Source organism: Chitinophaga sp. 9-1-y (assembly GCF_059511905.2).
In genome coordinates this window covers 5,116,950-5,140,132 of the sequence record NZ_CM197955.1, presented here as the reverse complement: position 1 = coordinate 5,140,132, position 23,183 = coordinate 5,116,950, and the positions used below count along the sequence as shown (strand labels likewise).

Sequence of the window (23,183 nt, the reverse complement as noted above, 5' to 3'; positions counted from 1 at the left end):
TAGAAGGGATTATCTATCTCAAAAATAGCGCAGGGAGTAGCCGTGGACAATCGTTAAAAAAGATGATTTTAATCCAATGAGATCACCTGCCTGTTTTCACTATTTAAAGATCCCGGTGCCATTTATTGAACCTGCACCGGTATTGAGGCTCATCCTGCCTTCAACCCCTGCAGATGCCCCCAGTGGACTGGCCTCGGCTGTTTTTGGATTTGAAGTTTCCCGGTGGTCAAGTATATTGGCTTCTGCTTCGAGACTCCCTTTTACTATCACATCTGTGATCCCGGTTCTGTCTATTTCTATGTCTACACCTGCACCTACTTTAGCGCTGGCGGCTACAGGGCCCATTTTGGCCTCTACGCCTGTTTTAGGACCAATGCTTACGGTGCAGCTTTTAAAGGAGTCGCCAAACCCGGCATGGTCTAAATCCTGGTTGAGAGTAATGCCAAATATTAACGCGTTAAATTCGGTGGTCATACCACTGCAGTTCAGTGTTATTTTAAAGCCCAAGTTGGCCAGCCCAAGGGATTGACCGAATTCACTGTTGATATTGCAATGGGGATCTTTAAACGCAGTTAAACGGCCATTTTTTCCATCAATGGCGTCTTCGCAATCATATTTTGTAATCACTTCAAAATTCATCCCGTTTTGGGTGAGGCTCAGGTCTCTTAACCATTGCATTTGCAAGCCGGCATTCAGTCCGGGAAGTAGTTCCGGGTAAGTAGTGTACAAGGAAGAATAGGAAATTTCATTTAGTAGCTGTTTCTCTGCGGCCAGGTATTGGTTATAAAGCCCTTCCAGTTGGGTATTGTAAGGCTTTAGAAAGTCATCCGCTACTTTTGCATAGTCGGAGCAGAATGCGCCGGGATCAACGGTTTGACTCACACTATTCTTCTCTGCCTCTTTCACTTTAGCGTCCACGCCTTTCTTTGCGTCTTCGTAGGCCTTCTTCAGTTTGGCGCCATCGCCTTTAACGAAATCCACTATTTGCTGCACCGCGTTTTGTTTTTTCCGTTGCAGGTTTTCTAATATTGTTTTTTCCCGGGCGTTCATTTTTTCGGAGAATATCGGTGTTCCCATTATCTGCATCGCGGTGCCCACATTTACGGCTCCGGGGTTGCTGATAACTTTGTTTTTGGCCTGCAGGAATTGTTGTTGCTGTTGTTGCAGGCGATTGGTCGTTGTCTTATTTGATTCCTCTGTAATTTTCTGTAATGATTTCAGTCGCTGATCTATATCGGCGCGGAATTGTTTCCAGGTAGGTGCCAGCCCTCTGCATTCGGCTACTGATTTGGGGAATGCAGGCATGGCAAAGCCACCGAGGTTAAGGAGGTCATCACTTTTGTTGGCGGGCGGGAAGCTACTGTAATCTCCCGGGCCAGGTGTGTAGCCCTGTTGCATGAGCTTATCTCTCCTTGCTGTGGTGGTGCCTTGTTTGAAGGCTGCTTTGGCGTGTGCCGCAGCGGCGGTTTTATTGCCTTTGCTTTCATCTATCAGGCAACGGGTTTCATTGGCCTGTGCATGAGCAGGAGCCAGCAGGAGTGTGCTGTCAAGGTATTTGGTGGCCTTGTCCATATCGCCGAGGGCAAACCATGCTTGTCCGAGGTTGTTGAGAATAGTGCTGTTATTCTTAAACCGGGCATTCAGATTGGTAAGGATAGGAACCGCCAGTTCCGGTGCACCCATCATGGTTAGCATGGCGGCGTAGTTATTCAGGTTGTCGGTATTATTGGTGTTGTCTTTACATACCTGTGCCATCAGGCTGAGGGCAATCTCGGTGCGGCCGTCCATCCACAATACTGTGGCGGCATTCCCCATTTCGTCTGCCTTGGCGCCTTTTGATTTTAAAGCATTATAAATTTCATTGGCTTTGTTTTTGGCGGCGGGTAATACAGCGGCAAATGTACTGTTGCCGGTGCTGCCTATAAAGGCCCCCATCGTTGCTGTTGCCGGAGTAGCCGCAATGGAAGCAATCGCGGAGTTGTCTTTTGCAGGAATGAGTCCTACGGCCGCTTGACCGGATTTTGTGGGTTGATAATTGTTTACTTGTTTTACGGCATCATCAATTTTGGGTCCCACCCCATACTGATGGAGCATGCTGTCGTAGTGTCTTTTCGCAGTTGGATCCATTTGGGCTGTTTTTTCATTCAGCTTTTTCATGGCTTCGGCCAATTTTTTTTTATCGGCTTCCATTTGTTCTTTGGAAGGACGTTGTGCGAATACGGTGGTAGTGATGGTGATATATAATAAGAGAAATATTGTCTTTTTCATGTGGGAGAGTATGGGGTGAATAATTCAGGATTTAGTGATGGGGCGTAAAGCCTTTACCCAGTCTGTAAAATAAACTGTTGTTTATCATTAGCCCGCTGTTGTCAATACTCGCTGGATTAGCGTCCAGGATAGGTGTCAGGGCTACCTGTAGTCGCCGTCCACTTTGGGTGGTAAGTATCAGGGAGTAGTTTATGATTTCATAAGTCCCGGTTCCCAGGGCGTAGTTGTCATTTAATGTTAGATTGCTGAACTCGATGCCCTCATTGATATAAGTCCCATCTTTTTTGAAAAAGATAATGGGCCGTTTATTAGGATCAATTTGTCGGGAAATGATATCCGTTTTCCCATTGTAGTAAGATAATTCCGGAGAATAGGCTCCTTCAAACCGCAACCCGTCTACAGGTTTTGCCTTCTTATAAATAACACTTTTTGAATGAGGGTATCTGCTCATGGAAGTAGGGGTGATTTTGTACAGCTCCATATTCCCATATCGTTCATTGCGAAGTTGCAACATGCTGCCTTTGTCCGTTACAATACCCCAGTTGCCATTGTCATTACTGTTTGCCGGAGTAATGCCATGCAATCCCTTTTCGGGCATGTAATACAAGCATCTGCCATCGGGAGATAGCACCACTGTTTTTAGTTCCAGAAGAGAGGTGGAAGGATTCATCGCATGACATTCCCATACTTCGTATTGGAGGTTATTTTCCACACTGGAGCGAGGGTGGATGGAACTATTATTGGCATGTTGCGGCGAAGGGGGAGTCGCAATTTCTCTCAACAAATTTACTGATGCGATGAAGCTTTCTATATCAGGCTTATACAGATCCGCATTGGACAGAATACATATGTTTTGCATGATGTTTTCTCCGCTGAAGTTAGTGAGTAGCACCATGGTGTTGATACCATTGTCCGGGTAAACAGCAGTACCCATAGAAAGCTCCCATCCTTTTAAAGTGGCGGCAGGCTGCATATTGGGGGAGGTTGTTACATTGAATGCCTTACGAAGCATATTATTCCAAAAAAAGTCAAAGTTTTGTTTGGGATTGCCTTTTGCAGGTAAAGTGCCATAAATGATAAACTTGCAATAGGCGCCGCTCTTGCTGTCTTCTTTGTAATAAGTCAGCACCTGATCCATTTTTGCCAGCCGGTAGCCAGCAGGCACTGTATAGCTGATGATGCCGAAATTATCTTTCTGGGCATAACCGGCGATATTGCTTAAAAGGATTGCTATTATGGCAAGGTGTTTTAACATGGGAAGGTTTTTTATTTAGAAGTTCGTCCATGGTATGCCGGCAATAGTGTCCCAGCCGGATTTGGTGGTACCATTTGCCTTCCCTGTTTTGGGATCTTTGCTGAAATAGAGCCAGCCAATGCGGGCTGCTTTTAATTTGATTTTGCTGGTACCGTTCATATCGGAGCAGCTCTCCACTTTTACATCTTCCAGTATGATTTGGTTAGATAAGGTAGGCATGTTGTTACTCACCCGGTTGGTCACCGAGATATCTATTCTGGCTATTGGCGCCGAAGGTAATGACGGCTGGGTGATTGTTTTCTGTGGCAGTGCTGCGGTAATAACGTTATTGTTGTTCACCGACCTGGTAGCAATGGCTTTTGCCACCTGCGTTTTAGGAGTTGGTGCATTTATCATATCCCGGAAGGTGGCCATGTATACACCTGTAGGCACTTCTATTTCTATGGTTGCCGTATTATCTGCCCCTCCGGTATAATTGGAGATAATCAGTTGATCTTCGTATCCTTTCATCGTAGAAGTGCCTTTAATGCGGCTTCCATCGCTTTTAGTCACCTTCCCATATATGGTTGTTGTTTGTGCAAAGAGGTGTGTGGCAGTAAAGGTGGTCAGTAATAGCAAAAATGTTTTCATTTTTTTTTAGTTTTTTAATAAGGTGATGCAGTGTAGGTTAATAGCCATTGGTATCCTGGTTAGTGTTGCTCTATCTCATTGGGAGTTTGACCGATTTCGCTTCGTTGGTTTCAAAGTAATAGGTCTTGTTACCATTCCCTTCCCGTTCTGTATGTCCGTTGTAACCTTCCAGTATCAATGCATTGGAATGGTTCCCTTCCTGGTAGGCAACGCTGTAGGTGTAGGTGACTTTTTCCAGTTTCCTTTTGGTTGTTTTGAGCCGTTTGCCCCATTGGGATTTAATATCTCTTATTTGTACGTCGCTCATGCCGGCAAGTTTGACAGGACCGGCTGCCAGGCTCCATTCTTCGTTAGCGCCATTGGTAGGAATAATCGTTAATTGGCGACCGTTTACCGTATAGGTGCCGGTTTCGTACTGCAGCGAATTCGTTTGTACATGGGCGGAAGCCAGAACGTTGACAAATTGGTACGTGCCATCTGCATTAAACCGGTATTGCGCAGTAAAATAGCCTCCTGTATTATAGCCATTCATGGCACCAACCGTAAATTTTTCAGTAGTGGTGCCTTCCCATATTTTCCCGGTAAGCGTAGATGTGGCAGGGGAGCTTGGAGTGGGCGGACCGTTTACCGTTTCCGTCAATTGAATATTGTTGAGAAAATCTTCCAGGTCTTGCTGATAGATAGCGGTATTGGTCATGGTCACCAGTACGGCTACCTTACCACCACCAGAAGCGGTAATAAGTGTTACTACTCCCTTATTGGTGCCATCGGTATAGAGCGCCCATCCGGAAGTAATATCCCAGCCTTTATCCCTGGAAGGATCCACCATAGTAGGTGCTTCGGTAACCGATACGGTCCCTTTTACCAGCTTCGTCCAATAGTTATTGAAGTTTTCGATGGCGGATGCGCCCGATGGGGTTGATTTAAGAATAACCACTACTGCATACTCGCCATTTTTTTTATCGGGGGTATTTAGCTGTAAGCCATTTTCTTTAACAGCTTTTTGCCAGCCCGCAGGAAGGGTATACGAAATTACATCGTAAGTTTCCTTTTGTGCAAATGCATGCAAGGTAGCGATCATTAACATGACAAGGAGGTTGACTTTGTACCAGGTGTTCATTTTTGTAGTATTGAGGTGATTATTCCAGCATCTTCTTTAACCCATCCATATCATAATTTTTCAGGAAATTATTGAAAAGCCTTTCGGAGAAGCCTCTTCCCATTTCATAGCGGAACTGTATGCTCATGAATACCGGCTTGGCGGGTTGTTGCACATTATTTTTGAAGTATTCGGGGTTGTATTGATATAAGGGGGAGTTTTGATTTTCGTTGTCATAGAATTTATCAAAATCCAGCAAACCGTTGGAGGGCCTGGCGTAGTCATTGGGGCGTAAATCCCAGCGACTAGCCACTATGGCCGGACGTTCCAGCCAGTCTGCTTTCTGATTGGCCAGCAACTGGCTTACTTTGTCTTTTTTATCTGTATATATTTTTTGATAGGCAGATTTATCTGTTTCATAAATGCCCATTCTCTTTTTGGCTTCCGGGCTACTGCTTTTGGCGTCTTCCTGGGCTTTTCTACTAACCATGGTAAAGAAGTTTTCCTTCTCCAGTTCATAGTATTCCAGCAGGGCTTCCAGGTATTCTTTGCGGGTAACGGGGATAAAGAGTGGGATACCGGGTTTGGTAATATACCAATGACGGTTTAACCACTGGTATTTTTTGGGGTCACTGCCTTGCATAATTTCTTCTATATACCCGTTCCCGTTATTGATTTTTTGAAAGTCTTCCTTGCTATTGGCTATCTGCGCCATCATAATAAACTGGGATATGCGGCGGCCGCTATAAGTGCTGGGATAGCCGGCATTGCGCTGGTCAACGGTACCATCTACAGGTATCTCATAACGGACACTTTTATCGCTGATGTAGAAGTCGCCTGTAACACTAAAGAAATGACCCTGGGCAATCCCCGGATTAATAGCTACGCGGATGACGGTACGGTATTCACCTACTGTTTTCACAACATGTTCCTGAATATGACAAACATTTTGGTACGCAGCTAATTGATATTCATAAGGAGTGTGCGCGTACCTGTTAAAGAGCACTTTTGTTAATACACTAAAACTGGTGCGCAGCACGCATCCGTTCAGGGGGAAACCGTTACGGCTTTTTTCTTCCAGCTTTTCCAACGCAATCAGTTGGTTCATCATGGCTGCTTTTTCCTGTGCCGAGCCCGCCTTTAAATTCATGGGATATTTAGGCTGGGTATGGTCGTAATATTTGCCAGGCAGTTTATCTGCATCGGCATCATCTACACAGGCCACCGGTGCTTCCTGGGCAGCTTTTTGCTGAGAGAAGCCTGCAATATGACTAAGCAGTAATACGGTGATGGTCATGTACTCTTTCATGGGGATCTATCTTTAAATTATCCGGGGAGGTAAGTATTCTTGACAGCATAAAAGTAAATGCCCGTGCCGGGCTACACAATCGTTAAAAAAGATGATTTTTATAAAAAGGGGAGAAAATCATTAAAAAAGATGAGGTAAAAAGAATATTTTCAAAGCAACTTTGTTCTGTCTGAAATGTATTTATATCATGAAGCAAATTTACCTGGTATTAATCACTGTTTTAATGTGTTTGCCTGGCAGGGTAGCAGCACAGGCAATATCGGACAACGACAGCTTACGTAATAGTATTAATAAAGCCCCTACTGATAGTCTTCGGGTAGAAGCATTGTATCAGTATATGAAAGCTAACCTGAATAATAACACCTCAGATTTTGAGCCGTATATAAGGCAAATGGCTTTCTTAAGCAAGAAGATACATTACAACTGGGGATTAAGTACGGCGTATATTCTTGGATTATCGTATTATAAAAATCAGGGGAAATTTGAAATAGCCTTAAGTTATGCCGACTCCGTTATAGCCGTTACCCAGGGGGATACAGCCGAAGATATGCGTCTTAATATGGGGCATCTGCATCTTAACCGGGGTAATTTGTATTACAATATAGGCGATTATCAAACTGCCCTGCCGGATTATTTCCAGGCAGAACAGATTTTCAAGCAAATAAATTATAAACAACTTGCCAGCACCTACAGTAATATAGGCAATTGCTTTATGGGATTGGGTAATCATAAAAAAGCAATTGAGTATTCAGCGTTAGCGGTTAGTACGGCGCAGCATTTTGGAGACAACAGGTTACTGGCCACTAATATGATGAACCTGGCTACTGCCTATACGAATGTCGACAATTATGCTGCCGCTGATTCCCTGTTGCGGCTTGTGGGTCCCATTGTAGAAAAATTACAGAATTCTAAAAGCTTTCATGTGTATTACTACAACATGGGAGATTTGGAAGCTTATTATCGAAAAGATACCCTGAAGGCACTCTCTTATTACCAGAAATCCTATGACTATGCGCTGCAGAATGATGATGTTTCACAGCAGGCGAAGGCGCTTGATTTAATGATTAATTTTCAGATGGATTTGAAGCTACCGGCTGCCAAAGCAAATATTGACATGTTGTATCAGTTGGCAAAAGAGAACGGAATTGATGATGAGATGGCATCGGCAATGGATTACTATTCAAAATGGTATAGCCGTTTGGGTGATTATAAGAAGGCCTATGAATATGAAAAGCTATTCCGTTCGGCTTCAGATAGCATACAATCAAGAGAAATAAATGAAAAGACTGCCATGATGGAAATTCGTTTCCGGGTGGCAAATAAGGAACAGGAAATTAATCAGCTGAAAACCACCCAAAAAGTGCAGCAGCTGGCTATCCGGCAAAAATCTATTCTTAATTACTTTTTGATCGCTGGTACAGCAGCCATACTTGTTATTTCATTCCTGGGTTACCGGAACTACCGGCATAAGCAAAAATTACAGCAGCAGCGCATTACAGAGCTGGAAGTGGAAAAGCAACTGGCGGCCACAGAATCAGTATTGAAAGGAGAGGAACAGGAGCGTACCCGGCTGGCGAAAGACCTTCATGATGGCCTTGGTGGCATGTTAAGCGGCATAAAATTTACCTTTCAGAATATAAAGGAAAACCTGATCCTGACACCTGAAAACGGACAGGCTTTTGAGCGTAGCATTGATATGCTGGACAGCAGTATTAAGGAAATGCGACGGGTAGCGCATAACTTAATGCCGGAAACGTTGGTGAAATATGGACTGAATACTGCTTTGAAAGAATTTTGCAGTGAAATAAACAGGAGTGGTGTAGTACGTGTAAATTACCAGGCCATTGGCATGGATGATATGACCATTGCGCAAACACCGGCGGTGGCGGTGTACCGGATTGTACAGGAGTTGGTTAATAATGCCATTAAACATGCTGCCGCCCAAAACGTATTGGTGCAGGCACACCTGGTACTCCAGGAGAAACGATTTACTATTACCGTGGAAGACGATGGTAAAGGTTTTGATAAACAAATGCTCAAACATACCACTGGTATGGGTTGGAGTAATATTGAAAACCGGGTGGACTTTTTAAAAGGAAAATTGGATGTACAAACTGCACCTGGTAAAGGAACATCCGTGATGATAGAAATAGATATTTAATGAAAGCAACTGTTTTTGCCGTTGATGATCACTATATGGTGATAGAAGGTATCCGTTCGTTACTACAAAACGAAGAAGACATTGAGTGGGCCGGACATGCCACCAACGCAGCCTCGTGCCTGGCTTTTCTGCAACACCAACAGCCCGACGTTATATTGATGGATATTAACCTGCCAGACAGAAGTGGCATCGATTTATGCAAAGAGGTAAAGGAGAAGTACCCATCTGTCTTAATTATCGGCTTAAGCACCTTTAACCAGCAGTCGGTAATAAAAAATATGCTGGATAACGGCGCCTCAGGATATGTATTGAAAAATGCGGATAAAGCAGAACTGCTGGAAGCTATTCAGATGGTAAAGTACGGTGGTACTCATCTCAGCCTGGAGGCAGAAGAAGCGCTGAATGAGCAGAATGATACCGCCCCTGTTATTACACGACGGGAGAAGGAAGTATTGCTATTAATTGCGGAAGGGTTGACGAATGCGGAAATAGCAGAAAAGCTGTTTATCAGCATCCCAACAGTGAATACGCATCGCAAAAGCTTGTTGGAAAAATTTGAAGCGAAAAATACAGCTATTTTAATCAATAAGGCGATCCGGCAGGGGATCGTGTAATACTGAGTAACGAATTGCCAACTCTCCGGAAATAGCTACCTTAGCTTACTGATGAAATACAACACAACGATACCTTGCCCGGAACTAGCCACCCATATTCATTCTTTCTGGGAGTTAAAAGGAGAGGAGCGTGATCACCAATGGGAACGCATATTCCCGGATGGGTGCGCTGGTATAGTTATAAATGTAGGCGCATCCTGTAAAACGGATAATGGGACTACCGCCATAGAACATGGCAAAACCTACGTAGTAGGTGCCATGACCACTTTTAAAGATAGTTTTATAGATAGCAACACGCATCTATTGGGCGTGTGTTTCAAACCGGGCGTCTTCTCCTCTTTTTACAACTATGCACCGCAAAATGAATTAACAGATGATACGGTTGAATTGGAGAAACGATACTCATTGGATATAGGCGAGATAAATAAAGCCCCCGCTACTTATCTCAATAGGTTTTTTTTGGATAGGAAAGGAAGCCCTAATGCATCGTTGTTGGCTGTATTAAATGATATCAGCATTGCTAAAGGAACAGCCAGTATCTATGAAACAGCCCAAAGGAATTTTATTACCGTGAGGCAATTGGAGCGGCTATTTAAAACACATATTGGATTAACCCCCAAGGAATATGTAAAGATTATCCGCTTTCAATCGGCGTTGACGATGCTGAACGAGGCCGGTCAAAGAAAGAGCCTGGCGGATATCGCTTTTGAGGGTGGGTTTTATGATCAGTCACATCTCACCAACGAAATAAAAAAACACACCGGACTTACGCCAGCTCAAATTTGATTTTGTCGCATTTTTCCAAAGAATAGACAAACCAGGTATTTACCTTTGCTAAAAAGTACGTAGCATGAAGAAAATAATTTTGAATTTAGCCGTAACACTGGATGGGTTTATTGAAGGACCAAACGGCGAAGTAGATTGGTGTATAATGGATGATGATATGGATTTTGGCAGCTTTATCGCAAGTATCGACACTATATTTTATGGTAGGATAAGTTATGACGCATGGGGGAATTTTCAGCCTGATGCCGCTACCAGTCCGGCGGAAAAAGAAATGTGGGAGGGAATACACTCAAAGCAGAAATTTGTTTTTTCACGTCAGACCAGGCAAGACGGCAAAGCTACGTTTATCAGTGCCGATATCGTTAACCAGGTAGCTGCGGTTAAACAGCAGGGAGGCAAAGATATCTGGCTATATGGTGGTGCCAGTCTTATCAAAACATTTATACAAGCTGGGTTGATTGATGTATATAAAGTATCGGTACACCCGGTGGTACTGGGCGTCGGAAAACCATTGTTTGAAGATATAAAAGAAAGAATAGGATTGAAGTTGATGGGAACGAAGGTTTTTAAGTCAGGGGTGGTGGAATTAACCTATGCACCTGCCGCGATTTAATATTTTGCAAAATTGAATATGATATGTATTTTATGAAGAATTTTCTTCAAAAGAATACTATGAAGTTTTTGCTTTTGCCATTGTTATTATGTTGTCATCTCGCATTCTCCCAATCATACAACGAGCTGCTGGAACAGGCGGTCGGTAACTTAAATAAGAAAGACTACTGCGCCGCACTATCCAATTTTAAAGCGGCCTTCTCAAAAGGTGCTACCATTGGCGCATATGATTATATAAGAGGGGTAACCGCTGCTGCCAACTGTAATGATCCCCGTCTTGCCCTGGAATGGTTGAAGAAAAGCTATGCGCTGGGGCTTGGAAAGAACCAGGAAGAAGTTACTTACCTGGAAACCAATGAAGTGTTTAAAAATATATCCCATACAAAGGATTTTCAGTCGATATTAATGGAAATGAAGGCACGGTTGGGCGAGAAGGGAAAGGAACAAAGAGAAGCAGCCGAAGAATGGAATAAAACGATTGTAGCACACCGGGTGCTGGCGCAGGTACCTTTTCAAAAGGCGCCCAAAGGTTTTGTGTTATATTTCAGGGAGGTGGAGGGGATGCAGGTGCCTTACCTGGTATATGTTCCGAAGGGTTATAAACCATCGCAACCTGCTACTGCCATTGTTTTTCTTCATGGTGGAGTTGTTTCTTCCAAAGATTTTTTTCATAACAGCCCTCAGGTTAAAAACGAGCCCATATTTTCCATTGGGGAACAGTTTAATAGCATTATTATTTATCCGTTCGGAAAGAAAGATTTTGGTTGGGTAGACCAGGAAAAAGCATTTGAAAATGTTTTGGCGATCGTAGCGGAAGTGACACAAAAATATAGCATAGATACTAGCCGGATTTATCTCGGTGGGATGTCTAACGGCGGTTCAGCGACCTTCTGGTTTGCTGCCCAACAAACAACACTATTCAGGGCATTCTATGCATTTGCGGCGAATCCTGTATTGAAAATCGGGACCATTAACTTCGGAAATATTACCTCCAACCATCCTTTATATACCATCCATTCCAAGCAGGATGAAATTTTCGGGTATGACAACGTGATACAGATTTACAACGAACATAAAGCCCAGGCAACAGGGTGGACATTTGAGACGATTGAAAAGGGGGCTCATGGATTCATCTACGACCCTGCCATTGGTCCCAAACTATTGCGTACTTTTTTTGCTACCCTGTTGAAGTAGCGGAGAGGAATATTGATCTACCTGTTTCCAGGGAGCAGTTGCCTACCTGTTAACCGGTAATTATAAGGTGACAAAAAAAATCAACCTAAATTTCCATATTATTGCGTTGAAATTGCGCCAACGGTTCGGATGCATAACCCATACATATCAACGTTAGCCTGGCTGCTATAGCCTGTTATCCGTATAGTGCCAAAAAAAAGTTTAACCATTTTTGAATTATGAAAAGAATATTATCAATCGTATTCGCCTCTTTGTTTTTATTTTCCTGCGGTAAAAAAAGTGATAATAATCCGGCTCCCGGGAATGGAGACGCTAACTGGAAATTAGGAGATTATACCTATACCCGGGCGGCATCTTCCCAAACCAGCAGTGCTCCTGATCAAGGGCGGGTGATCACTGCCATTGCAACTACTACCGCGGGAGATGGTGGAAATTATGGGGCTTTTTCCGGTAGCTCACTTACCATGACTTTCTATAGTAACCTGGGAGAAGGAAGCTACAGTCTTGGTACCACGCAGGCAATGGTGGCAAATCCCGGCAGCCGCATCATTGTTATTGATTGTACCATTGGAACTGCTGTAACTACAGGAGCCGTGCTATATTCGGTGAATGGAACCGGTGGTACTGCCAATGTGACCAAAGACAGTAACGGAAAATATCACGTCACCTTGTCGTCCGCAGTTAGCTTTAAGAAAGACATCGTTGTGGGTGGTGGCATCCCTGCGGCAAAAGCTACTTACGACCTTACTATTCATAATGCCTGGTAAAATATTGGCAGGTACCAGATATGCAAAGAGGAGCTTCACATCGAAGCTCCTCTTTGCATATCTGACTAAACGACCTTTATTTTTTATAAATTGCGTTTCGAAAAAGTAAAAGATGTATCCTACCATTTTAGCCATTCACTCCCTGGTACGCTGGCTGGTACTGATGAGTCTTATCCTGGCAATTTATCGTGCCTGGCACGGTTGGTTGTCGGCAAAAACGTTTACTGCTTTTGATCATTCCATCCGGCGCTGGACCATCATCTTTGCGCATATCCAGTTCCTTGCCGGCTTGTATCTTTATTTTATCAGTCCCCTGGTGACTTATTTCTGGGCGAATTTTAAAGAGGCGGTTCATCAGCGGGAGATACGTTTTTTTGGCATGGAACACAGCCTGATGATGACAATCGCTGTAGTTGTGGTGACCATTGGTGCCGCAAAGTCGAGGCGGCAGTCTTCAGACAGGGCAAAGTTTAAAACAATGGCCATCTGGTTTAGCATAGCGCTGTTAATCATACTTAGCTCTGTACCCTGGGCATTTTCTCCTTTGATACACCGGCCCTGGTTAAGAGGTTTTTAATATAGCCCGGACAGGTCATTCAAAGAACGCCCTGGCGTATTCTACTACGCCGTTAACATCTTTCAATGCACCATCCGTTAATTCAATTGCCATACTATTTTCATCCGGCACCTCAAAGGGGAGCTTAATTCCGAACGTTTTTGCCGTTTTATAGCCCAAACGGGGATAATAACTTTCATGTCCCAATACCACCACCGCCGTAAATCCGGCTGCTTTCGCTTTTTCATGGGCAGCCTTTATTAATTGTCCGCCGATGCCTTTCCCCTGGCAGGAGGGAAGTACCGCCACCGGCGCTAATGCCAGCGCAGGATGACGCGCATGGCTATTCACGATGTTGATTTTTGTCAATAAGATATAACCCACGATGTTACCATCTTCCTCAGCCACCAAAGATAATGCAGGAATAAAGGCATCGGAATGCCGCAGCCGTGTTACGAGGAACTGCTCCTGGTGATCGCTGTGGACTTCTTTTTCAAAAGCAAGTTGAATTAAGTTGAATACTTCGGGATAGTCTTTTTCCTGCTCCTGCCTGATGTGCATGGTGATTGTTTTAATGCTGCTAATGTAGGGAAAAACCAGCCTTCGGGGTTCCCCGGGACAGGCAGATTTTTGTTATTTGCACACTATCAAATAACTTTACAGGCTATAACTATTTAAACATGAAGGTAGCTATTAATGGTTTTGGGCGTATTGGCAGAATATGTTTACGTATGTTACTGCAGAAAACCGGGATAGAAGTGGTAGCTATCAATGACCTGGCGGATACGCCAACATTGGCGCACCTTTACAGCTATGATTCGGTACATGGTCCGTATAAAGGAGAGGTCACAGCCACCGCTGATGCCCTGATAATAGATGGTACATCAATTCGTGTTTTGTCGGAGCGGGATCCGTTGAAATTGCCCTGGGCAGCGCTCGACGTTGATGTAGTCATTGAAGCTACGGGTAAATTTACTACCGGCAGCGCTGCCGGCTTACATTTACAAGCCGGCGCCAAACAGGTGATTGTATCGGCTCCGTCGCCTGATAAGGATATTCCTACCGTGGTATTAGGCGTAAATGATCATTTGGTGGACCTTACGGCGCCGGTGTTATCCAACGCTTCCTGTACGACCAATAATGTGGCGCCCATGGTAAAGGTATTGGACGACAATTGGGGTATCGTGGATGGTTATATCACTACCGTGCATTCCATGACCGGAGATCAGAATTTACACGATGCGCCGCACAGGGATCTGCGCAGAGCACGTGCAGCATCGGCTTCCATCATCCCTACGTCTACCGGGGCGGCAAAAGCAATAACATCTATATTCCCGCATTTGGAAGGAAAAATGGGAGGAGCGGGGATACGCGTGCCGGTACTCAATGGTTCGCTGACCGATTTCACCTGTATCCTGAGAAAGCAACCGGGTAGTGTGGATGAAATTAACGCGGCATTCAAAGCGGCTGCCGCTACTTCCATGAAAGGTGTGTTGAAATATACAGAAGCGCCTATCGTATCTATTGATATCATTGATAATCCTTACTCCTGTACTTTCGATGCTTTACTCACTTCCATAGTGGGCGACCTGGTGAAAGTAGTAGGCTGGTATGATAACGAATTTGGCTATTCCAATCGCCTGGCAGACCTGGTGGTGCGCATCGCAGCATTGAAGCGTCAGCCCGTAGCATCATAACTGATTGATTTTACTAACAGATAAAAAGCCTGTAGATATGCATCTACAGGCTTTTACATTTAAAACGGGTGTTTTCGGAGAAAACTATTTTCCACTCAGCACTTTGGCCTTCTCTGTATCAAATTCCGCCTGGGTAAGAATGCCGGCATCCAGCAATTCTTTCAGGTCCATCAATGCTTTTTTCTTATCTGTAACCGGCTGGCTGTCCACAGTAGCAGTAGCTACGGGCGTTTGAGCCGCCGGGGACTGATAACTAAGCAGTAGTGCAGCAATCTCATTAAATCCTTTGATGGAGGCATAATCTATGGCTTTCTGTTCTTTGGTGTTGACGATGGTCACGTCGGCGCCTTGTTCCAGCAGGTATTTCACGATATCCTTCTTCCCACAGGAAACGGCGTAGTGCAGGGCACTATTACCGGATTCGTCCTGGATGTTGACATTGGCGTTTCGCTCCAGCAACAGCTTAACCATACTCAGGTGGCCATTTTTGGCCGCTACGTGCAGGAGGCTTTCGCCGCCGTAGGTGTAGGTATGGTTAAAAGAAAACGCGCTTTCCATGGAGAGGTTATTACTGCTTTCTACCCAGTCGAGGTAGCTGTTCATGCTGATGGTAGCTTCAGATAGCGGCTGGCTGAAATTTACATCCATGCCTTTATCCAGGAACAGGCTCACGATTTCTTTCTGGTTGTTGGCGCAGGCGTACCAGATAGGTGACAGCCCGTTTTTGGAGGTGACTTGTACATCGGCGCCTTTGTCTACCAACAGGTTGGTGATGGCGCGGTTGGTATCGTAGCAGGCAATCAGCAGGGCTGATTCGCCGGCATCGTTGGTTTGGTTCACGTCGGCGCCGTTTTCGATCAGGCAGGTCACCATCGGTATGTTCTTGGACCGGACCGCCGTAATCAGTGGGGAATCACCGGATTTGTCGCTGGCATTGACGTTGGCGCCATGATCGATGAGGGTTTGCACAATCTCTTTGTTGCGCCATGCCGATGCTACCAGCAGGGGCGTAACGGCCTCGTTGTTCACGAGATCAGCACTCATACCGCCTGCCAGCAGCACGTCAACCAGCTCTTTCTGCCCTGTTCTGGCAGTGAGATGGAGCAGGTTATTGCCCTGGAAGTCTTTGATATCGGTTCTGGCGCCTTTCTCCAGGAGATACAGGGCGGTTTGTTTTTGTTTCTGCAAACAGGCAAAATAGAAAGGAGTTTCTCCGTTGTGATCTTCATAATCCAGGTCGGCGCCCGCTTCCAGCAGTAATTTTACGATATCCAGATAGCCCTGGTGAGCAGCGTAATGCAAACTGGTTCTGCCTTTTTCATCAGTATATTTTACATCTACTTCTTTGTTGGCCAGCAGTATTTCCGCAATTTTTCTTTTGCCGCTTTCGCAGGCTATAATAAAAGACATGGACATGTTATCAGGCTTTATGTTTCAGGAGTAACTCCACAGTTTTAGATTTCAGGTTATCCTGCGCTGCCAGGTCGAGCGGTGTCTGGTCCCGGTCGTTGGTCAAATTCACGTCGGCACCGGCTTCAATCAGCATTTTCACTTTGCGGTACAATTGTTTAGCGGCTTCCTGTTCATAGTTCACATTATGTCCGCATATTTTATGCAGCAGGGTATTACCTTCATTGTCGCGGCGGTCCAGTTCCACCACACCGGTATCCAGTATGGCTTCGAGGATATCGGCATGATGTGATGCGGTCCAGTCCAGCGCGGCTTTATCCGCCGAATACCAGAGAGAGGTTTGGTATACATCGGCGCCATCGTTGATGAGTGCTTTGATTAGTTTTGTTTCCCCATCACCCCCGCGACTGCGCATCCGTAATGCCCCACCAATAATGGTTTCACCGGTTTGGGTGACGGCGTCAAAATCAGGCGTGGTTTGGGCAGATAGCAGCCGGTATAGTTCTTCATCACATACCTGGTGAGTGATGGCCGCATAAAAAGGTGTTTCGCCTTTTTTGTTGGCCTGGTTAGGGTCGGCGCCCTGTTCCAGCAGGAAATTGATATAAGCTTTTAGTTTTTTTCCTACGGCCAGGTGTAGGGGCGTTTCGCCTACAATATTGCCGGCATTGGGATCTACACCGTTTTTGATTAAGAAATCAAGATAAACAAGGCCATTGTTTTCTTTGATATTAAATTCTTGTATTACTTTATAGAGATAGGTTTCTTCGTAGTTGTTTTTCCGGAGAATATCTGCGCCGGCAGCTATCAGCAATTCAATATGTGCCACGGGGGCATTGGTTTTGAAGGCCAGCTCCAGTAGCGTAACGTCGCCGGGTGCATCATTGATATTATCTGTTTTTGCCAGTAACGACGCCAGGAATGTCAGTTCTTCCGGGCTGGTACCGAGGTTCCGGAAAACAGATGCATAGATGCTGCCATCCAGTTTATCGTATTCGTAAATATCTGTTTCCACAAACCGGCCTTTTATCAGCTGGTCTATTATATCAAAGGCTTTTGCCCGTAGTAATGTATCTGTTATTTGTCGTTGGTCGTAGTCGGCCAGATCAGCGGGTAATTTTTCTCCCTGTGCCAGTCTTTGGCGGGCTTCGTCCACATTTCCTCTTCTTAAGGCCTGGGTCAATTCATTTACTTCGTACATAGTTTCCTGTTACGTTTGGGTTAATGGTTCGCAGTGGCATGGTAGGGGCTTTCCCTTTCAATATGGTTTGCCTGCATTTTCAAAGGTGGAAAATAAGCAGGAATGCTGACATGAAGAAATGAATTTTTTATTTATATAATGAGTGTGAGCGGGTCAGGGCTGACCAATAAGGTCTGATAACTGGTATGTTTTTTCATTATTTTTTAAGACGGTATTCAATTGGTTTTCAAAGATGGTCCATCTTTTTTCGGATCCAAAGTTACTGAAGAGCTGTCCCGTAAAAGCTTTTAATTGTTGCTCCCGGCCGGTTAACAACAGGTAGGTAAATAATTCTTTGTAGTTATTCAACCCGTTTTTGTCGATCATTAATTGCGCCAGGTCATTGGAAGTCCGGATACTTTCAAACAAAGCCATTACTTGCTGTAGGTCTGCCGTTATCTGTGTAGCGGTGGTGATTCCCGTCACATAGCCATCGCTGATGGCCTGGGTGATATCAGAGATCCTGTCCCGGTAATAGCAGTCATATTCTTTGGGTGCGTCGTTTTCTTTAACGCCAATTACCCGGTCTATGTCAGTGGAGTGAATACCACAATTGATATAGAATTTAATGTTGTCACCGCTGTTACCCTGGCTTTTTTGAAGATTAATAAGGAACACCAATCCGTTGGTTGTCTTATAAAAATTTAATCCCTTTTTGCTAAACCCATACTGCTTTAACAGGGGTGCAATTGTGTCCGCTATCAGTAGATCAAAAGAAGTTTTCATGTGCATGGTATCAGGGAACCAATTTAGATAAATTTATTCAATACCATGTGGCTCAGGCATCCCGACGCAAGGAGGAAGCCGGAAGTGGCACCCGGGTGGGGTGTGAAGCTGCCCTGACCCAATGTTGTAACATATCTGCCAAAATATTTCCCGCCACATCATTCAGGTGAATACCATCCGACAGCACATGTAAGTGATGGGCCCGGGAAATTTGATCATAGCTTTTTCCCAGATAGTATTTTTTAAATGCGGACATCAGCAGCCGTGAAATTTTCATAGAAAACTCGCCCTCGTCTTGTATGCGCTTGTCGCTTAAGTAAGCCTTCAGCGCTTCATTAAATGGCAGGTAGCTGATGTTGAAATCTGCTGCCAGTTTAACGAGCGACTGGTTAAACAGATTCACTTCTTCATTCTTCCGGCTATGCAGATTTTCTCCCAGTGGTGGAAAAGCAATTAAAGCAACCGGGATATCTTTCACCGCTTTTACCTGCTGAATCACTTGTGATAAATCGCTGGAATAGCTTGGTAGTGGCACTTTCCGAAGCACATCGTTGGTGCCCACATAAATAACAAGCAGGTCGGGCCGGCAGGGCAATACGTCTTTCTGCACGCGCTTTAACAAGCCGGCAGCGGTATCCCCATTTTTGCCAGCGTTAATCACCGTAAAAGCATTGCCCAGGGAGGCCCGTAACATAGCCGCATAATCGCTGCTAAGTGTACTATGAGTTTGACTATCTCCAAACAGTACGAGGCGCTTCCCCGATGCCTGCGGACGCTGTTGCAGAAAACTGCGTGGGTTATTAAAAGCCTTGCGGCGAAAACCAAGATAAACCAGGAGTATAAAGGCGCCCAGCACCAGCGTGAATACAAACGTGATTAGTGTCATTTTATTTTTTGAATAAAATTGACGCTTTGTTGGCGAATGCCACCGTGATAATTGTCACAAAATCAGGACCTGCCTCTTTTGTTCCGCATGCGGGAGAGCGTTTCCCTGGATACACCCAGGTAAGAAGATAATTGTGTAAGCGAAACCCGCTGTAAGAGTGCCGGATGATGGGCTTCCAGGTATTCATACCGCTGCTGCACCGTGGGAAGCCGGAATAATTTGATTTGTTCTTCCTGTTTGGCAGCAACCACCTGCATCAGTTTTCTGCCTACTACTTCATTTTCAGGTGCCAGGCTATTGATGAGTGCCAGCTGGGGCTTGTCGAACCTAACTACCGTGAGGGCTTCACAAGCCCGGATCGACAACGTAGCTGGTTCATTGTTGTGAAAGCTGTTGATATCGGTAACGAGGTCGTTTTCAAAATAAAAGCCGGTATTAATTTCCTGTTCGTCTTGCTCATAAGAAGTGCAGCAGTAGCCTTCACAGACAAAGAATAAACTGTTACAGGCTTTCCCGGCTTTAGTCAGCCAGGTGTTTTTGGCATATTCCTCCCGGGTAACATGTGCACAGAGTATTTCCCAGCTTTGATCTGAGAAAGGCGCCAGCGACCGGATATAGGTGAGCAGATGAGTCATGGTGTCTTTTCGTATCTGGAATGAAGTTAAAGGTAATCGCGCACTTTTTCACCCTCTGAAAAGACGAATTCACCCCTCAATTCGTCCAACTCAGGTGTTTGGAGCCGTAGCCGGCGGAAAAACCGGTCTACTTTTGATGCAGCAAGCCGCTAATACAATAGCAGCCACATTTTATCAAACATAAAAAAGTAAAAAATGAAAACTACTACCACAAAAATTATCTATTGGTCCGCCGTTATTTTTATGTCGCTTTGGTTTGGTGCCAGTGGTTTCTTTGAGCTGACTAAAAACCCGATTGTATGGGGAATTACACAGCAATTAGGCTATCCTTCGCATTTTATTTACATACTGGGCGTCTTTAAAATTTCAGGGATCATTACGCTGTTAATACCTAACCGGTTGTTACGTTTAAAAGAATGGGTATTTGCGGGCATGTTCTTCGACATTATTTTTGCCTTCTTCTCTAAAATAAGTGTGCTGGGGTTCCCGGCTACCATAGATGCCATCATTGCTTTTAGTGTGTTGGCGATCGCGTATAGCATGTTCCGGAAATTGTATCCTGCGCAGTATGAGATGGCTACTCCGGCAGCAGTATATTGATGATGTATATCTACCTTTAAATACCAACCATGAAGGCTGGCAACTGTTTACAGTGCCAGCCTTTTTTGGGTAGATACTGTAGACCAGCTAAAAATGTTGTTCGTTTATCTCCTGGTTATTGAAGTCTGAATATCTTACCCAGGTTGGTTTTACCAGGAAATAGGCAATGTCCGGCATATGCTTCAGCCGGTCCCGGCCCTCGGGGAAAGTTTCGAAATAGATGTCGAGAAGATCAGGGGAGGAGGCTATTGACAACTGCGTGGCGATACCTTCATATTGCAGGGTTTGTTCATTATCCCAACCTATCACTAATGCAATAGCGGCATTCGCGTTATCTGTTATTTGGGGAATAATATTAATATTATATTGCAGCACCAGTAACAACTCATGAAATACATTATCCTGCTACCTATTGCCATTTGGCTGTTTGCCTGTAATAACGGGCATCGTACATCAAATAAACCAGCATCCTCCCCAGCAGTGGCGGTTGATAGTACACCTGGTGCATCTGAACAGGAAGACGCAATTTTTGCCGACGGAATAGTGGAAGATTCCATTATACCACCGGGATTTCGTGTAGATAGTATTCATTACATGGATAGCGCCATCCGGCTTAAGATCACCATTATACATGCTTGTACAACAGATGAATCTATGGCTGGGTATAGTGGTCTTGTAAACCGTTCACTGGACAGTGCATTACAAGCGTGTCGGGAGCCGATGCTGTCAGCGGCAAAGGATCAGGCACCAGATCCCGGGGTCGGCGAAGATGAAACGAATGAATTTGTAGCCTTTCCGATTAACTATTACCAGGATGAACGCATTGTGAGCGTAAGGTTTGGTGTGGCCATGAATTCAAGTGGTGCGTCTCATGCCATCAATTATTTGAAATCTGTGACTTATGATAAAAAAAGTCAGCAACCAATTAAAGTCAACGATTACTTTAATGTAAAAAGCAGCAGTGACTCCAGTCTCTTGATAAAATTGTTGGATAAACATTTTCTTTCATTGCGGGAGGGGAGCAGAGATGATCCCTGGACTTTTTATGGCTTAAATCATATTGTTTTCAATATATCAAAAGATATGATCACCTTCAGTTTTGGGGACTACGCACTGGGGCAGGGGCCATCTATGATGGAATATAAAGTAAGTAAGCAGGAGCTGATGCCGCTGATCAACCCCCGCTATCGCTAAAGCTATGGTTTTCCGCTGGTATGGTATTTAATATCAAAAAAGCTAAAGGCTGCTATTTCATTTTCCGCACCCTGGAAGTGCAGGCCAGGTCTTGGTGCACGATCCCATTGAGGCAGGAAGCTAATAGAGTAGGGCTGTTGCTCAGGTGTTAGTTCCTGCCAGCTGTTCCCCTGTTTCCAATACATCCGGCAGGTGAAATCCGGGTATACGGTCATTTTCAGGTATACAGGCGCCTCTGTGTGTCCAATGGTTTGCTGAGACATCACCGTTTTTTTTCCATCTCCCGATATCCAACATACTACCTGGTTATCCTGGACATCAATGCCTACTGCGGCATTGGCGTCTCCGTAAATGACCAGCCCTTTGGCGGCTTTGTTATGATTGACGACGGCGGTACTGACTTCATATGCTGCGCTGTAAGGGCGTAGCGTAAGGGCTATACCGGCGGGGTTATGGTCGCTGTATTTGCCGGATAGCTGTAGTTGTCCGTTGGCTTCCTTCCATACGGGCTGCATAGTTCTGAAATCCCATTGCCAGAATGCTTTCTGGCCGGGATGGGTGAAATCGTAGTGGAGTGAGGCCGGTGGCCGGTTATTAATAGTCGCCCTGGTATGACTGAACACGGGCCATTGTTCCGGATTCCAGGAAAGCGCCGCCACTATGCCTTCCCGGCCGGTAAATACATTACTGGTTTTGTTATAGGCGTGGTAGAGATACTGATAGTTGCCCCGGGGATCCTGTACAAAGGTGCCATGTCCCGGGCATTTCCAGTCGTTCCCATCTGTCAGCACAGGATTGGCGGTATAATCCGTATAAGGGCCGGTAATAGCCGTAGCTCTGGCTACGCGTACATTATAGCTGCAGGATACGCCACAGCAGTTGCCTGCCGAGTAAAAGAGGTAGTAGTAGCGATCCTTTTTGAGGATGCTTTGTCCTTCTATGCCCTGGTGCTGCTCATCTTTTAACAGGGTAAAAGGTGTACCCGTGAGGGAAAGACCGTCATCTGCCAGTTGGCTGCCGAGTATTTCTATGGGTCTTTTATCCAGGCCATAGGCTTTCCAGGTGATGTATAGCTGACCATTGTCGTTAAATACGAATGCATCGATGGCTTCGCGGCCATATTCAATCAGGATACCATGGTCTTTGAAGCCGTGATCGGGGTAAGCGGAGGTAGCCACGCCGATGCAGGAAACGCCATCACTTTTTCGTTTAGCCGTATAGTAAACATAGTAGGTGTTGTGATGAAAGTAATATTCCGGGGCCCAGAAAGAAGACCCTGTCCAGGCCGGAGTTTCGTCAAAGACGAAGCCGGTTTGTTCCCATTGTTGCAGGTTATCCGATTTAAAGATCGGAAACTGAGGCCCCCATTCGCTGGAGGTGCCAATGGCATAGTAGGTATTACCCACCCTGGTAATGGACGGATCCGCGAAATCGCCGGGGATATTTGCATGGGTCTGTTGTGCTATGGAAGCGCTTGTCGCCATTAACAGGGCGATGCTCACTGCCGTTATAAGTTTACCTATCATTTCCATCATGGTGTAAAA

23 protein-coding genes are annotated in these 23,183 nt (G+C 45.0%); 10 read left to right on the top strand and 13 right to left on the bottom strand.

The features are described 5' to 3' along the window. Positions 1-99 precede the first annotated feature (99 nt). From AC5ZC7_RS20275 to AC5ZC7_RS20255, 5 genes are all read right to left on the bottom strand, one after another. Complete coding sequence (locus AC5ZC7_RS20275; RefSeq protein WP_496157070.1) at positions 100-2,268, bottom strand: tetratricopeptide repeat protein; 2,169 nt, start codon at positions 2,266-2,268, stop codon at positions 100-102. A 31-nt stretch (positions 2,269-2,299) separates the two neighbouring features. After that, on the bottom strand, positions 2,300-3,523 hold the full coding sequence (locus AC5ZC7_RS20270; RefSeq protein ID WP_496157071.1) for a hypothetical protein: 1,224 nt from the start codon (positions 3,521-3,523) through the stop codon (positions 2,300-2,302). 15 nt (positions 3,524-3,538) lie between these two features. Then, positions 3,539-4,153 (bottom strand): hypothetical protein, encoded by a 615-nt coding sequence (locus AC5ZC7_RS20265; RefSeq protein WP_496157072.1) that lies wholly within the window; start codon positions 4,151-4,153, stop codon positions 3,539-3,541. A 70-nt stretch (positions 4,154-4,223) separates the two neighbouring features. Next, on the bottom strand, positions 4,224-5,273 hold the full coding sequence (locus AC5ZC7_RS20260; protein ID WP_496157073.1) for a hypothetical protein: 1,050 nt from the start codon (positions 5,271-5,273) through the stop codon (positions 4,224-4,226). Between the two features lie 19 nt (positions 5,274-5,292). Continuing rightward, entirely contained in the window at positions 5,293-6,561 is a 1,269-nt protein-coding gene (locus AC5ZC7_RS20255) for a hypothetical protein (RefSeq protein WP_496157074.1), read from the bottom strand. A 187-nt stretch (positions 6,562-6,748) separates the two neighbouring features. Between AC5ZC7_RS20255 and AC5ZC7_RS20250 the strand changes: the two genes are divergently transcribed. The 7 genes from AC5ZC7_RS20250 to AC5ZC7_RS20220 all read left to right on the top strand — a co-directional run bounded on the left by AC5ZC7_RS20250 (position 6,749) and on the right by AC5ZC7_RS20220 (position 13,272). Next, positions 6,749-8,722: an ATP-binding protein gene (locus AC5ZC7_RS20250; protein ID WP_496157075.1), complete on the top strand. Its 1,974-nt coding sequence runs from the start codon at positions 6,749-6,751 to the stop codon at positions 8,720-8,722. Continuing rightward, complete coding sequence (locus AC5ZC7_RS20245) at positions 8,722-9,336, top strand: response regulator (RefSeq protein WP_496157076.1); 615 nt, start codon at positions 8,722-8,724, stop codon at positions 9,334-9,336. Before AC5ZC7_RS20250 ends, AC5ZC7_RS20245 begins: the two co-directional genes overlap by 1 nt. Before the next feature lie 51 nt (positions 9,337-9,387). Continuing rightward, a complete protein-coding gene (locus AC5ZC7_RS20240; protein WP_496157077.1) occupies positions 9,388-10,122 on the top strand; it encodes a DUF6597 domain-containing transcriptional factor in 735 nt (244 codons plus the stop codon). A gap of 64 nt (positions 10,123-10,186) precedes the next feature. After that, positions 10,187-10,735 carry a dihydrofolate reductase family protein gene (locus AC5ZC7_RS20235; RefSeq protein ID WP_496157078.1) on the top strand — a complete coding sequence of 183 codons (549 nt, stop codon included), beginning with the start codon at positions 10,187-10,189 and terminating at the stop codon, positions 10,733-10,735. A gap of 59 nt (positions 10,736-10,794) precedes the next feature. Further along, the gene (locus tag AC5ZC7_RS20230) at positions 10,795-11,928 is read left to right on the top strand and encodes a prolyl oligopeptidase family serine peptidase (protein WP_496157079.1); all 1,134 of its coding nucleotides are present in this window, start codon (positions 10,795-10,797) and stop codon (positions 11,926-11,928) included. A gap of 218 nt (positions 11,929-12,146) precedes the next feature. Further along, on the top strand, positions 12,147-12,695 hold the full coding sequence (locus AC5ZC7_RS20225; RefSeq protein WP_496157080.1) for a hypothetical protein: 549 nt from the start codon (positions 12,147-12,149) through the stop codon (positions 12,693-12,695). 112 nt (positions 12,696-12,807) lie between these two features. Then, a complete protein-coding gene (locus AC5ZC7_RS20220; RefSeq protein WP_496157081.1) occupies positions 12,808-13,272 on the top strand; it encodes a hypothetical protein in 465 nt (154 codons plus the stop codon). Between the two features lie 15 nt (positions 13,273-13,287). On the opposite strand, the gene AC5ZC7_RS20215 is transcribed toward AC5ZC7_RS20220, so the two are convergent. Further along, a complete protein-coding gene (locus tag AC5ZC7_RS20215; RefSeq protein WP_496157082.1) occupies positions 13,288-13,812 on the bottom strand; it encodes a GNAT family N-acetyltransferase in 525 nt (174 codons plus the stop codon). 119 nt (positions 13,813-13,931) lie between these two features. Here AC5ZC7_RS20215 and gap point away from each other — a divergent pair, with 119 nt between their 5' ends. Next, positions 13,932-14,948 (top strand): type I glyceraldehyde-3-phosphate dehydrogenase, encoded by a 1,017-nt coding sequence (gene gap / locus AC5ZC7_RS20210; RefSeq protein WP_496157083.1) that lies wholly within the window; start codon positions 13,932-13,934, stop codon positions 14,946-14,948. Positions 14,949-15,032: 84 nt separating this feature from the next. Here the strand turns inward: gap and AC5ZC7_RS20205 are convergent, their stop codons facing one another. The 5 genes from AC5ZC7_RS20205 to AC5ZC7_RS20185 all read right to left on the bottom strand — a co-directional run bounded on the left by AC5ZC7_RS20205 (position 15,033) and on the right by AC5ZC7_RS20185 (position 19,845). Further along, the gene (locus tag AC5ZC7_RS20205) at positions 15,033-16,358 is read right to left on the bottom strand and encodes an ankyrin repeat domain-containing protein (protein ID WP_496157084.1); all 1,326 of its coding nucleotides are present in this window, start codon (positions 16,356-16,358) and stop codon (positions 15,033-15,035) included. Between the two features lie 10 nt (positions 16,359-16,368). Beyond that, the gene (locus AC5ZC7_RS20200) at positions 16,369-17,559 is read right to left on the bottom strand and encodes an ankyrin repeat domain-containing protein (RefSeq protein WP_496157085.1); all 1,191 of its coding nucleotides are present in this window, start codon (positions 17,557-17,559) and stop codon (positions 16,369-16,371) included. A 153-nt stretch (positions 17,560-17,712) separates the two neighbouring features. Further along, on the bottom strand, positions 17,713-18,330 hold the full coding sequence (locus AC5ZC7_RS20195) for a DUF4304 domain-containing protein (protein ID WP_511911259.1): 618 nt from the start codon (positions 18,328-18,330) through the stop codon (positions 17,713-17,715). Positions 18,331-18,376: 46 nt separating this feature from the next. Continuing rightward, positions 18,377-19,210: a GDSL-type esterase/lipase family protein gene (locus AC5ZC7_RS20190; RefSeq protein ID WP_496157087.1), complete on the bottom strand. Its 834-nt coding sequence runs from the start codon at positions 19,208-19,210 to the stop codon at positions 18,377-18,379. A gap of 62 nt (positions 19,211-19,272) precedes the next feature. Beyond that, on the bottom strand, positions 19,273-19,845 hold the full coding sequence (locus AC5ZC7_RS20185) for a cyclic nucleotide-binding domain-containing protein (RefSeq protein ID WP_496157088.1): 573 nt from the start codon (positions 19,843-19,845) through the stop codon (positions 19,273-19,275). Between the two features lie 195 nt (positions 19,846-20,040). Here AC5ZC7_RS20185 and AC5ZC7_RS20180 point away from each other — a divergent pair, with 195 nt between their 5' ends. Further along, on the top strand, positions 20,041-20,445 hold the full coding sequence (locus AC5ZC7_RS20180) for a DoxX family protein (RefSeq protein ID WP_496157089.1): 405 nt from the start codon (positions 20,041-20,043) through the stop codon (positions 20,443-20,445). A gap of 87 nt (positions 20,446-20,532) precedes the next feature. Here AC5ZC7_RS20180 and AC5ZC7_RS20175 read toward each other — a convergent pair whose 3' ends face one another. Beyond that, complete coding sequence (locus AC5ZC7_RS20175) at positions 20,533-20,829, bottom strand: hypothetical protein (RefSeq protein WP_496157090.1); 297 nt, start codon at positions 20,827-20,829, stop codon at positions 20,533-20,535. A 3-nt stretch (positions 20,830-20,832) separates the two neighbouring features. On the opposite strand from AC5ZC7_RS20175, the gene AC5ZC7_RS20170 reads away from it, so the two are divergent. Then, positions 20,833-21,639, top strand: a complete 807-nt coding sequence (locus AC5ZC7_RS20170; protein WP_496157091.1) for a hypothetical protein — start codon at positions 20,833-20,835, stop codon at positions 21,637-21,639. Positions 21,640-21,641: 2 nt separating this feature from the next. On the opposite strand, the gene AC5ZC7_RS20165 is transcribed toward AC5ZC7_RS20170, so the two are convergent. Then, the gene (locus AC5ZC7_RS20165) at positions 21,642-23,165 is read right to left on the bottom strand and encodes a family 43 glycosylhydrolase (protein WP_496157092.1); all 1,524 of its coding nucleotides are present in this window, start codon (positions 23,163-23,165) and stop codon (positions 21,642-21,644) included. Positions 23,166-23,183: the final 18 nt, after the last annotated feature.